Annotated in this window: 11 protein-coding genes; 8 read left to right on the forward strand and 3 right to left on the reverse strand. The window is 74.1% G+C overall.

The genetic code is table 11. The annotated features are described in order from the left end of the window. The first annotated feature begins 56 nt into the window (after positions 1–56). Together OHS17_RS08935 and OHS17_RS08940 are read left to right on the forward strand one after the other, a co-directional pair. Positions 57–791, forward strand: coding sequence for a class I SAM-dependent methyltransferase (locus OHS17_RS08935; protein ID WP_199780884.1), 735 nt, complete (start codon positions 57–59; stop codon positions 789–791). A gap of 91 nt (positions 792–882) precedes the next feature. After that, entirely contained in the window at positions 883–1,974 is a 1,092-nt protein-coding gene (locus tag OHS17_RS08940; RefSeq protein WP_026171582.1) for a S1C family serine protease, read from the forward strand. Positions 1,975–2,038: 64 nt separating this feature from the next. Here the strand turns inward: OHS17_RS08940 and OHS17_RS08945 are convergent, their stop codons facing one another. Continuing rightward, on the reverse strand, positions 2,039–2,251 hold the full coding sequence (locus OHS17_RS08945) for a hypothetical protein (protein ID WP_073863269.1): 213 nt from the start codon (positions 2,249–2,251) through the stop codon (positions 2,039–2,041). A gap of 107 nt (positions 2,252–2,358) precedes the next feature. Between OHS17_RS08945 and OHS17_RS08950 the strand changes: the two genes are divergently transcribed. The 4 genes from OHS17_RS08950 (at position 2,359) to OHS17_RS08965 (ending at position 7,411) form a co-directional block, all read left to right on the forward strand. Continuing rightward, entirely contained in the window at positions 2,359–3,564 is a 1,206-nt protein-coding gene (locus tag OHS17_RS08950; RefSeq protein WP_330311722.1) for a bifunctional adenosylcobinamide kinase/adenosylcobinamide-phosphate guanylyltransferase, read from the forward strand. 127 nt (positions 3,565–3,691) lie between these two features. Continuing rightward, positions 3,692–4,780 carry a nicotinate-nucleotide--dimethylbenzimidazole phosphoribosyltransferase gene (locus OHS17_RS08955; RefSeq protein ID WP_330311723.1) on the forward strand — a complete coding sequence of 363 codons (1,089 nt, stop codon included), beginning with the start codon at positions 3,692–3,694 and terminating at the stop codon, positions 4,778–4,780. A 97-nt stretch (positions 4,781–4,877) separates the two neighbouring features. Continuing rightward, on the forward strand, positions 4,878–6,689 hold the full coding sequence (locus tag OHS17_RS08960) for a phosphatidylglycerol lysyltransferase domain-containing protein (RefSeq protein ID WP_330315196.1): 1,812 nt from the start codon (positions 4,878–4,880) through the stop codon (positions 6,687–6,689). Next, positions 6,686–7,411 (forward strand): hypothetical protein, encoded by a 726-nt coding sequence (locus OHS17_RS08965; protein WP_330311724.1) that lies wholly within the window; start codon positions 6,686–6,688, stop codon positions 7,409–7,411. The genes OHS17_RS08960 and OHS17_RS08965 overlap by 4 nt, the downstream gene beginning before the upstream one ends. On the opposite strand, the gene OHS17_RS08970 is transcribed toward OHS17_RS08965, so the two are convergent. Beyond that, a complete protein-coding gene (locus OHS17_RS08970; RefSeq protein WP_330311725.1) occupies positions 7,354–8,115 on the reverse strand; it encodes a hypothetical protein in 762 nt (253 codons plus the stop codon). The two genes, OHS17_RS08965 and OHS17_RS08970, sit on opposite strands and share 58 nt — an antisense overlap. A gap of 87 nt (positions 8,116–8,202) precedes the next feature. Here OHS17_RS08970 and OHS17_RS08975 point away from each other — a divergent pair, with 87 nt between their 5' ends. Continuing rightward, positions 8,203–8,982 (forward strand): adenosylcobinamide-GDP ribazoletransferase, encoded by a 780-nt coding sequence (locus tag OHS17_RS08975; RefSeq protein WP_330311726.1) that lies wholly within the window; start codon positions 8,203–8,205, stop codon positions 8,980–8,982. A 9-nt stretch (positions 8,983–8,991) separates the two neighbouring features. On the opposite strand, the gene OHS17_RS08980 is transcribed toward OHS17_RS08975, so the two are convergent. Further along, on the reverse strand, positions 8,992–9,849 hold the full coding sequence (locus OHS17_RS08980) for an endo alpha-1,4 polygalactosaminidase (protein WP_330311727.1): 858 nt from the start codon (positions 9,847–9,849) through the stop codon (positions 8,992–8,994). A 219-nt stretch (positions 9,850–10,068) separates the two neighbouring features. Between OHS17_RS08980 and OHS17_RS08985 the strand changes: the two genes are divergently transcribed. Continuing rightward, the gene (locus OHS17_RS08985; RefSeq protein WP_018103559.1) at positions 10,069–11,622 is read left to right on the forward strand and encodes a leucyl aminopeptidase; all 1,554 of its coding nucleotides are present in this window, start codon (positions 10,069–10,071) and stop codon (positions 11,620–11,622) included. The last annotated feature ends 155 nt before the right edge of the window (positions 11,623–11,777 follow it).

Here is an 11,777-nt window from a genome sequence, read left to right on the forward strand (position 1 = left end):
GTGCCGTCTCCGGCTTCGCCGGGGCCTCGGCGGCCTGGACCAAGGGGCTGACCGGCCTGCGCAACACCGTGCGCCAGGAGCTGGTGGCCCGGCAGCTGGACGAGCAGATCGCGGCCCGCTTCCCGGTCGGGCAGCGGCTGCGCATCCTGGACGTCGGCATGGGCCAGGGCACGCAGGCGCTGCGGCTGGCCCGGGCCGGGCACACCGTGACCGGTCTGGAGTCCGACGCGGAGATGCTGCGGCTCGCCCGTGAGGCGCTGGGCGGCGAGCCGGCCGGCATCCGCGAGCGGGTGCGGCTCATCGAGGGCAACGGCCAGGACACCGGGGTCCACTTCCTGCCCGGCAGCTTCGACGTAGTCCTCTGCCACGGTGTGCTGATGTACGTCCAGGAGCCGGACGCCATGGTGGCGGGCCTGGCCCGGATGCTGGCGCCGGGCGGGCTGCTGTCGCTGCTCGTGCGGAACGCGGACGCGCTGGCGATGCGGCCGGGGATGGCCGGGGACTTCGCCGGGGCGCTGGCCGCGTTCGACTCCGACCGGTACACCAACCGTCTCGGCCTGTCCGTGCGCGCGGACCGGCTGGAGGCGCTGACGGCGACGCTGGCCTCGATCGCGGCGCCGCTGCACGCCTGGTACGGGGTGCGGCTCTTCACGGACCTCGTGAGCAACGAGGAGGAGCTGCCGCCGGTGGCGGAGCTGGAGCGGGTGCTTGCCGCGGAGGACCGGGCGGGCCGGACGGACCCGTATCGCGGGGTCGCGGCGCTGCTGCATCTGTGTGGCGTACGGGGCTGAAGGACTGCCCTCGATCGCCGGGCGGGCTTGATGGGCCCCCTCTGGATGCGCTCGACGGGCCACCCCCGGGGGCAAAAGTAATAATCCGGACATGGATGCCATTCACTCCCGCCGCCGTGCGCGGCGGCTGTTGCTGCCTCTGTCCGCCGGGGTCTGCGCGATCGCGCTGGTGAGCGGTTGCTCCGGTTCGAGCGCTCCCGCCGCGGGGCCGGACGCGACGGCGTCCGGCTCGGCGCAGCCCGGTCCGGCCGCGAAGGCCGACGGGGATCTGCAGAGCGAGTACCAGTCCGCCATCAACGACGTGCTGCCGTCGGTCGTGCAGATCGACGCCTCCGAGAGCCTGGGCTCCGGTGTCGTCTACGACGCCAAGGGCCACATCGTCACCAACGCGCACGTCGTCGGCGACGAGAAGACGTTCAAGGTCACCGTGGCCACTGGCGAGAAGGTGATGAAGGCGTCGCTGGTCGCCGCCTACCCGCAGCAGGACCTGGCCGTCATCAAGCTGGACGACGTGCCCGACGGGCTGCGGCCCGCGAAGTTCGGGGACTCGGAGAAGGTCGCGGTCGGGCAGATCGTGCTGGCGATGGGCTCGCCGCTCGGCCTGTCCAGCAGCGTCACCCAGGGCATCGTTTCAGCCCTCGGCCGCACCGTGAGCGAGAGCCGCTCGGGCGGCGGCACCGGGGCGACCATCGCCAACATGGTGCAGACCTCGGCGGCGATCAACCCGGGCAACAGCGGCGGGGCCCTCGTGAACCTGGACAGCCAGGTCATCGGCATCCCGACGCTCGCCGCGTCCGACCCCCAGATGGGCGACAGCGCGGCGCCGGGGATCGGCTTCGCCATCCCGGCCTCGATGGTGCGGACGGTCGCCGACCAGATCATCAAGAACGGCAAGGTCACCGACTCGGGCCGGGCTGCGCTCGACATCACCGGCCGCACGGTCGTCAACGACGACTACCGTCCGGCGGGCGTCGCGATCGTCAGCGTGCAGAAGGGCGGCGCGGCCGAGAAGGCGGGGCTGCGGGCCGGCGACATCATCGTGAAGGTGGACGACACGAAGGTCACCACGATCACCTCGCTCTCCGAGGCGCTGGCCGGTCACAAGCCGGGCCAGAAGGCGAAGGTGACGTACACGCGCGGGAGCGCGCAGAAGACGGCCGAAGTCACCCTCGGCGAGATCTGAGCGTACGGAGACGGCTGCCGCCGGATGGGTCCGCGAGGGCCCGCCCGGCGGCAGCCGCGCGCCGTCAGCCCGCCGCGTCCGCCTGAAGGCTCATCGGGCCGTAGATCTTCGTGCCGTCGTCGAAGAGCGTGACCTGGTCCGCCCCGCCGTCCAGGAGTTCCTTCCAGTACTCACCGATCCAGGACTCCGCGTCGCCCTGGGTCGTGAACTCCTCCGGCCGCAGGGCCGGCTCCGTCTCCGTACCGTCGGACTTCTCGAACCGCCACGTCCACGCCATGTGCGCCTCCCGGGTATGTCGTTCCCGTCGGCAGCCTAGAGCTTGTGCGGCGGATCTTCGAGGGCCCACGTCGCGCACCGCGCGCGGCGACGCGGGAGGATCGGAACGTGGAACTGACTCTGCTCGGCACCGGAGCCCCCGACGGGCTGCCGCGGCCCGACTGTCCCTGCGCCGCCTGCGCCCTCGCCCGCGGAGCCGGCAGCCGGGCCGCGACCGCCCTCCTGGTCGATGACGCGCTGCTGCTCGACCTCACGCCCGGGGCGGTGTTCGCCGCCGCCCGCGCCGGCCGCTCGCTCACCGGCGTACGCCAGGTCCTGCTGACCCACCCCCACGACGGACCCGCCGTCGAGCTGCCCGTCGGACTCCCCCCGGCCGGCCGGGTCCCGGACGGGCGGGTGCTGACGCTGATCAGCGGCCACCGGGTACGGGCCGTGCCGATGGACGCGCCCGGCACGGGGTACGAGGTGACCTCGCCGGAGGGCGCCCGGCTGCTGTACCTCCCGCCGGGCGGCGCACCGGCCGGGCTGACCGACCCGGTGGCGCAGCCGTACGACCTGGTCGCCGCGGACGTCGTCGGGCGGCCCGACGCCGTGGCGCGGCTGCGGTCCGTCGAGGCGATCGGGCCCGCCACGGAGCTGATCGCCGTCCATCTGGGCCACGACGCGCCGCCCGCCCCCGAGCTGGAACGGCGGCTCGCCGCGGCCGGGGCCCGGGCGGTGCCGGACGGTACGACGCTGGCGGTCGGCGGCTTCCGCGCCCCGGCCCCGGCGGTCCCCCGGCGCACCCTGGTCACCGGCGGCGCCCGTTCCGGGAAGTCCGTCGAGGCGGAACGGCGCCTGGAGACGTATCCGGAGGTCGTGTACGTGGCGACGGGCGGCGCCCGGGACGGGGACGCGGACTGGGCGGCCCGGGTCGGGCTGCACCGGGAGCGCCGTCCGGCCGCCTGGCGCACCGAGGAGACCTGTGAGCTCGCGGAGCTGCTGTCGTCGGACGGGCCGCCCCTGCTCATCGACTGCCTGTCGCTGTGGCTGACGGACGCGATGGACCGGGTGGACGCCTGGGACGACGCGGCGTGGGCGGAGGGCGGCGAGCGGGCGCTGCGGGTCAGGACGGCGGAGCTGGTCGCTGCGGTGCGCGGGACGCGGCGCACGGTGGTCCTGGTGACCAACGAGACCGGCTCCGGGGTGGTGCCGGCGACGGCGGCCGGGCGGCGCTTCCGGGACGAGCTGGGCCGGCTGAACGCGGCGGTGGCCGGGGAGTGCGAGCAGGTGCTGCTGGTGGTGGCGGGCCAGGTGCTGCCGCTGCGCGGCTGAGGGGGCGGGGCCCGGGCGCGGGGCCATACCGGGCGGGCCCGGAAAACGTGACGGGTACTGTTCCGCAGGGAGCCCGCCGCCGGGCTCCCCGGACCACTCCCCGTATCGACCCGCGAGGCAGACCCCCGTGAATCTGGACGACTTCTCCGACCTGATCGAGCGCCCCGACGGGGGCGTACGGCGCGATGCCGAGGAACGCCGGGAGCGGCTCATCGTGCCCCCGGGCGCCCTCGGCCGTCTGGACGAGCTGGGCGAGTGGCTGTCGATCGCGCAGCAGTCCGCGCCGGTGCGGACGATCGAGCAGCCGCGCGTGGTGCTGTTCGCGGGTGACCACGGGGTGGCCGGACTCGATGTGTCCGGCCGCGCGGCCTCCACCGCGCACGAGCTGGTCCGGGCCACGCTGGACGGTTCGACCCCGCTGGCGGTCCTGGCCCGCCGGTTCTCGGTGCCGGTGCGGATCGTGGACGCCGGACTCGACTGCGACCCGGAACTGCTGCCCGAGGCCGTCGTACGGACCCGGGTGCGGCGCGGCAGCGGCCGCATCGACGTCGAGGACGCGCTGACGGCCGAGGAGGCCGAGGCCGCCGTGCGGCTCGGGATCGCGGTGGCCGACGAGGAGGCCGACTCGGGCACCGATCTGGTGGTGCTCGGCGACCTCAGTGTGGGCGGCACGACGGCGGCGGCCACGCTGATCGCGGCGCTGTGCGGCACGGACGCCTCCGTGGTGACCGGGCGCGGTGGCGCGGGGATCGACGACCTGGCGTGGATGCGCAAGTGCGCGACGATCCGTGACGCGCTGCGCCGGGCCCGGCCGGTCCTGGGCGACCAGCTGGCGCTGCTGGCCACCGTGGGCGGGGCGGACCTGGCGGCGATGACCGGCTTCCTGCTCCAGTGCGCGGTGCGGCGGCTGCCCGTGGTCCTGGACGGGGTGGTCGGCGCGGCGGCGGCGCTGGTCGGCCAGCGGGCCGCGTTCCGGGCGCCGGACTGGTGGCTGGCGGGCCAGCTGAGCGGGGAGCCGGCGCAGGCGAAGGCCCTCGACCGGATGGCGCTCAACCCGCTGCTCGATCACGGCGTCATCGTGGGCGAGGGATGCGGGGCACTGCTCGCCCTTCCCTTCGTCCAGGCCGCCGCCGCGCTGGCCGCCGAGCTGCCCGAGCGGGAGCCGGAGCCGGCGGAGGGCGGCGCGGACGAGGAGAAGGACGAGCCGACGGACTGACGCCGGCCCCGCTCCGCGTCCGGCCGACACCGGCCGCGGAGCGCCCCCTCATGCAGCGCGATGCCCCATATGATCGCTTTTCATGGGAGAGGTCGGTATGACCGTCGAGGAGTCCGGGCGGGGTACCGTCCGCAGGGCCGGCACACCACGCTCACGGCGCGGCGCCGCGTTCGCCATCTGGTACCTGCGCGTGGTGTCGTTCCTCAACTTCCTCAGCGCGGTCTGGGTCACCTTCGGCCAGGACCTGCGCCGCCACAACACGGACGACTACTTCACCCCCTATCTGCTCACGGCGGGCTTCTCCTCGGGGGTGGTGGCGCTCTTCCTGGCCGTGACGATGCGCCGCCGCAAGCGGGCCGCGTGGATCGCCAACCTGGCGCTCAGCGGGCTGACGCTGGTGCTGTCGGCCGCCCTGATCGTCTTCCCGGAGGTCCGCCGCTATCCGCAGAACTGGATCTCGCTGACGCTGTCCGCGGGCTTCGTGCTTTCGCTGGTGCTCGGCAGGCGCGAGTTCTACGCGAAGGGCGACCGGTCCAATCCGAAGCTGGCCGCGCTGGTGGCGGCCGGCGGGCTGCTGGTCACCTCGCTGATCGCGGCGGGCCTGGTCACGGTCACCAACACCGCGCACGACGAGTACCGCTCGACGTTCCTGGACCGCTGGGCGTACGGGGCGCTGCGGCTGGTGTCCGTCGCCGCGTCCGATTCGCGGTTCCCCGGGATCACCGCACCGGGCTGGGTCAACGTCTCCATCAACATCCTGTCCACGCTGCTGCTGGTCGCGGTCGTCTGGGCCGCCTTCCGCTCCCGCCGGGCCGTCGACCCGATCACCGCGGAGGACGAGGAGGCGCTGCGGGCGCTGCTCGACAAGCACGGCGAGCGGGACTCGCTGGGCTACTTCGCGCTGCGCCGCGAGAAGAGCGCGGTGTGGTCGCCGACCCGGAAGGCGGCCGTCGCCTACCGGGTGGTCGGCGGGGTGTCGCTGGCGTCCGGCGACCCGATCGGCGATCCGGAGGCCTGGCCGGGGGCGATCGAGCCGTGGCTGGCCGAGGCCCGCGAACACGGCTGGATCCCGGCGGTGATGGGCGCGGGCGAGGAGGCCGGCACGGTCTACGCCCGGCACGGCCTGGACGCCCTGGAACTGGGCGACGAGGCGATCGTGGAGACGGCCGACTTCACCCTGGAGGGCCGCGCGATGCGGACCGTGCGCCAGGCGTACAACCGGGTGCGGCGGGCCGGTTACGCGGTGACGGTGCGCCGGCACGCGGAGATCCCGGAGGCCGAGATGGCCGAGCTGGTGCGCCGGGCGGACGACTGGCGCGACGGGGCGACGGAGCGCGGTTTCTCGATGGCGCTGGGCCGGCTCGGCGACCCGGCCGACGGGCAGTGCGTGATGCTGGAGTGCCGTGACGCCCCGTCCGATGACGGCGCCCCGGGCGAGCTGCGGGCCCTGCTGAGCTTCGTGCCGTGGGGCCCGAACGGCCTCTCGCTGGACCTGATGCGGCGTGACCGGGACTCCGAGAACGGGCTGATGGAGTTCATGGTGATCGAACTCCTGCAGCGGGCCGGGAAGCTGGGCGTGACGCAGGTGTCGCTGAACTTCGCGATGTTCCGCTCGGTCTTCGAGCGCGGTTCGCGGCTGGGCGCCGGTCCGGTGCTCCGGATGTGGCGGTCGCTGCTCAGCTTCTTCTCGCGGTGGTGGCAGATCGAGTCGCTGTACCGGGCCAACGCGAAGTACCGCCCGATCTGGGAGCCCCGGTTCCTGCTCTTCGAGAAGAGCGCGGACCTGCTGCGCATCGGCGTCGCGGCCGGCCGCGCGGAAGGCTTCCTGGAGGCGCCGGGCCTGCCCAAGTGGCTGCACCGTTCGCGGCTGGCCCGGGGCCGCGGCGTACCGCCCGGACCGCGTGGATGAGAGCCGTACGCGCCCTGCGCCGGGCGGCCCACCGGGAGTGGGGCCCGCTCTGGTCGGCCGTACGGGCACCGCTCGCCGCCCGCGGTCCGCGGGCCGTGCCCCTGACCCTGGCCTCGGTGGCCCTGACCGGGCTGCTCCAGGTCGTGCAGAACCGGTCCTGGGGCTACGGCCCGGTGCAGGCGCTGGGCGCGGTCCGGGCCGACGATCCGCTCTGGGCGGCCCTGCTGCGTACCCCGTTGTCGCTGTTCGTACCCGCGCTGGACCTGCCGGTGTGGGGCGCGCTGGCGCAGATGCTGGTGGTGTTCGGGGCGGCGGAGATCTGCCTCGGCCGGTGGCGGACGCTGCTGATCGCGTACGCGGCGACCCTGGCCGGGACGATGTACGCGCGGATCGGCATCGCGGCCGGGCCGGACGCCTTCCTCGGGCTGCCCGGGTCCGACGCGCGGATCGTGGACACCGGGCCCTCGGCGGCGGTCGTCGCACTGGCGGTCTGCGTCTGCTGCGCGTACCGGGCGCGGGTCACCGGGGCGGTGGTGATCGTCGCGATGGTGGCCGAGGCCCTGCTGAAGGACAACCTGGCGGGCCGGGAACACCTGGCGGCCATCGCGGCGGCGCTCGCCCTGTGCGCGGCCCGGGCGCTGCGCGGACGGCGACGGCGGGACCGTCAGGGCTTGGAGGGCGGGAGGGGGGCCCGGTCCGGGGCCCCGCCGATCAGGTCCTGAAACCTGCGGCGCGGGCCGACCCAGCGCACGTCGTGGTGGTAGGCCCGCAGCACCGCACGGGAGCGGGCCCGGTGCCGGTTGCGGTAGAACCGGCGCGCCCACAGCGAGGTCGGCCGGGCCAGCCGGATCGCGCCGACGAGGGCCACGAACGGGACCAGCGTGCCGACCACCGCCATCCGCGCCTTGCCCTTGAAGAGGGTGATCAGCACGAAGCAGAAGTTGACGACGACAGTGAGCACGGCCCCGAGCCGGCCCTGCTGCTGATCGTCGCTCAGGTCGTTGACGCCCAGCGGGGAGAACCCGCCGAGCACCAGCAGCACCAGGGCCGCCGTGAGCACGACGACCTCCACGCTCCGGCGCCCCTCCTCGGTCCAGTACACGTCGTCCAGGTAGAGGATCAGAGCGAACTCGTCCAGCACCAGGCCCGCGCCGACGCCGAAGACGACCGCGCAGACCCCGGCGGTGACCCCGTGCCGCCCGCTCGCCACCGCACCGAATCCGCCGACCACGCTCAGCACCACCCCGGGCACCACGTGGTGGATGTGGACCCCGCCGGGCGTGATGTTGCGGAACGGCCCCTTGCCGGCCCGGATCATCCGGGTGATGAGCCGGGTGATCGCGAACGTCAGCACGAAGGCGGTCAGGGCCAGGAGCAGGGGCAGCTTGCCCGGCTCCACGAAGTTCTGATTGAGCCAGTGACCCATGCCACGCACTCCCACTCGTCCGCTTGTGCCCCGTTATGCGGCATTCGGTCAATCTAGCGGCCGTCCTCACCGATTAGCCTGCGCGCCGTGACCTCCCTGAACAGCCACGGCCTGCGTTTCGCCTTCGGCACCCTGACCGTGCTCCCCGTCCGCGTCACCCGCTGGGACCGGGAGACCGCCCGGGCCGGGATGCTGTGCGCGCCCCTGGCCGGGCTGGCCGTCGGCGTTTTCGCGGCGGTCCCGGGCGCCCTGCTGCTGTGGGGCGGGGCGGGCCCGCTGCTCGCCGCGGTCGCCTCGGCCGCCGTGCCCGCGGCGCTCACCCGGGGCCTCCATCTGGACGGGCTCGCGGACACCGCCGACGGCCTGGGCAGCGGCAAGCCGGCCGAGGACGCGCTGCGGATCATGAAGCAGTCGGACATCGGCCCGTTCGGCGTGATCACCCTGCTCTTCGTGCTGCTGGCCCAGGTGGCGGCCCTTCAGCGGCTGTACGCGGAGGGCTGGGCGCAGGGCGCGGTGGCGGCCGTCGCCTCCGCCGTCGTCGCCCGGCTCGCGCTCACCCTGGCCTCCCGGCGCGGCGTCCCGGCGGCCCGCCCGGAGGGCCTGGGCGCGGCCGTCGCCGGTACGGTCCCGGCGGCCGGTGCCTGGGCGGTCGGGCTCGTGGTGGTGGCGGGGTGCGCGGGGGCGGGGGCGCTGCTGGGCGGGTACGGGGCGCTGCGGTACGCCCTGGCCGCCGTGGCCGCGCCGGTGGCGGCCGGGCTGCTGCTGCGCCACTGCGTGCGGCGGTTCGGCGGGGTGACCGGGGACGTGTTCGGGGCGCTGGCGGAGACGGCGGCGACGGTGGCGCTGGTGGGCCTGGCGCTGGGCTGAGGCGGCCCGTCAGCCCCGCGCGCAGGTCTCCCGCCCGGCGTCCAGCTCGTACTCCTTGCGCAGCGAACTGAGCCGCAGCTTCCGGGACTGCGCGCAGAACTCCGCCGCCGGCAGCTCGTACTCCACGTGGAAGACCGCCTTGCCCGCCTTCACGAACGGGGTCAGCTCCTCGCACTCCTCGTACTGCGCGCACTGCTCGTTGACCGCGAAGTCGAAGTCCCCGACCAGCTCGGGGATCTGCGGGAGGTCGTTCTTGAGGCCGACGGACATGCCGTGGCGGTGGACCACGCGGGCGATCAGGCGGTTGTAGCGCAGCTGGTCGGCGGCGGTCAGCGGGAAGCCGCTCTTGTTGCGGTAGCCGTCCATGTTGTCCGGTTCGACCGCGTCGAAGCCCTTCTTCGCGCACATCGCGATCCGGGTCTCCATCAGCGGTTCCAGGACCTCGGTGCGCCGGATGTCGAGCCAGCGCTCGCCCTTCCAGCCGTTGCCCTTGCCGAGGACGGCGGTGGGGAAGCGGGCCGCGTCCGGGCGGAAGTCCTCCCAGGCGCCGGTGGACAGGTAGCAGATGACCTTGCGGCCCTTGCGGTGCAGCTCGGCGACCTGGGCCGCCGTCCGGTCGAAGCCGTCGATGTCGTACACCGGGGCGTCCACCGAGGTGTCGAGCTTCCCCGACAGCTGCCACTGCCAGTCCGTGCCGGGCTCCGGCTGCCAGCGCGCCTGCGAGGGCCGCGCGGCGGCGGTCTCCTTCCCCGCCGGGGCCCTGTCCGGCTCCGAGGAGCAGCCCGTCAGCGTCGTGAGCAGCATCAGTGCGGTGACGGCGAGAGCGCCGCGCGCCCCGCTCGTCCGTGCGGCCGTCCGGTCGCGCATCGTTCCCCCAGGTCCGCCGGGACGATCTTCCCGGGAGCACCACCGTAACGACGGCCGCGCGCCTCGTACGCACCGCCTACGGCCCGCCGCCGTGAGCGGGCAGCAAAGGCGCGCGTAGGCTCATTCCCGGCACATTGCGGCCGCGTCTACGATGCGCCGGGCACGGTCGGCCCACCCACTCGACCGAAAAGAACTCAACGGAAGCGAGATTTCACCACCGTGACTGCTCTCACTCTCAGCACTGCCGGTGCGGCGACGCTGCGCGCCGACGCCCTCGTCGTGGGCGTCGCCAAGGGCGCTGGATCCAAGCCTGGGGACCTGGTCCTCGCACCGGGCGCCGAGGCCGTGGACAAGGCGTTCGGCGGCAAGCTCGCCGCCGTCCTGGCGACCCTGGGCGCCTCGGGTGCCGAGGGCGAGCTGACGAAGGTCCCCGCCCCCGAGGGCCTGAAGGTCCCCGTCGTCATCGCGGCCGGCCTCGGCAAGGCCCCGGAGAAGGACGGCTCGTACGACGCCGAGACGCTGCGCCGCGCCGCCGGTGCCGCCGCCCGCTCGCTGGCCGGTTCGAAGAAGGCCGGCTTCGCGCTGCCCGTCGGCTCCGTCGAGGACGCCGAGGCCATCGCGGAGGGCGCCCTGCTCGGCGCGTACGCCTTCACCGCCTACCAGGCCGGTGAGAACAAGCTGGCCCCCAAGGACGCGAAGCCCGCCGGCGCCAAGCAGGCGCTGGCCGAGGTCGCCGTGCTCGGTGCCAAGCCCCGCGACAAGGCGTTCAAGGCCGCCGCGGAGCGCGCGATCGCCCTCGCCGAGGAGATCAACCGCGCCCGCGACCTGGTCAACACCCCGCCCAACGACCTGTACCCCGAGTCCTTCGCCGCCGTGGCCACCGCCGCCGGCAAGGAGCACGGCATCAAGGTGCAGGTGCTGGACGAGAAGGCGCTCGTCAAGGGCGGCTACGGCGGCATCCTGGGCGTCGGCCAGGGCGCGGAGCGCGGCCCGCGCCTGGTGAAGCTCGCCTACACGCACCCGAAGGCGGAGAAGACCCTGGCCCTCGTCGGCAAGGGCATCACCTACGACTCGGGCGGCATCTCGCTGAAGCCGGCCGGTCACAACGAGACGATGAAGTGCGACATGGCCGGCGCCGCCGCCGTGTTCGCGACCGTCGTCTCGGCCGCCCGTCTGGGCCTGCGCGTCAACGTCACCGCGTGGCTGGCGCTCGCCGAGAACATGCCGTCGGGCAGCGCCACCCGCCCGGGTGACGTCCTGCGCATGTACAGCGGCAAGACCGTCGAGGTCCTGAACACCGACGCCGAGGGCCGCCTCGTCATGGCCGACGCGCTGACCCGCGCCTCGGAGGAGAACCCGGACGCGATCGTGGACGTGGCGACCCTGACCGGCGCGATGGTGCTGGCGCTCGGCAACCGCACCTTCGGCATCATGTCCAACGACGACGCCTTCCGTACCTCGATCCACGAGATCGCGGACGAGGTCGGCGAGGCCTCCTGGCCGATGCCGCTCCCGGCGGACCTGCGCAAGGGCATGGACTCCTCGACCGCCGACATCGCCAACATGGGCGAGCGGATGGGCGGCGGCCTGGTGGCCGGCCTGTTCCTGAAGGAGTTCGTGGGCGAGGGCATCGCCTGGGCGCACCTGGACATCGCGGGCCCCGCCTTCCACGAGGGCGCCCCGTACGGCTACACGCCCAAGGGCGGCACCGGCTCGGCCGTCCGCACGCTGGTGAAGCTGGCGGAGCGCACCGCCGCCGGCGACCTCGGCTGACCCGGCCGCGGCACCCCCCGTACGGCCCCGGGCATACGTCCGGGGCCGTAGGTGTTCCCCACCGGGACGGACGATCGACCGTCCCGGACACGGGCCCCGCGTCCCGCCCACCGTCAACAAGTGCGAAGATGGGTTCTCGGCAGGACAGGGCCCCC

Origin of the sequence: Streptomyces sp. NBC_00523 (assembly GCF_036346615.1) — a bacterium.
Classification (GTDB): Bacteria; Actinomycetota; Actinomycetes; order Streptomycetales; family Streptomycetaceae; genus Streptomyces.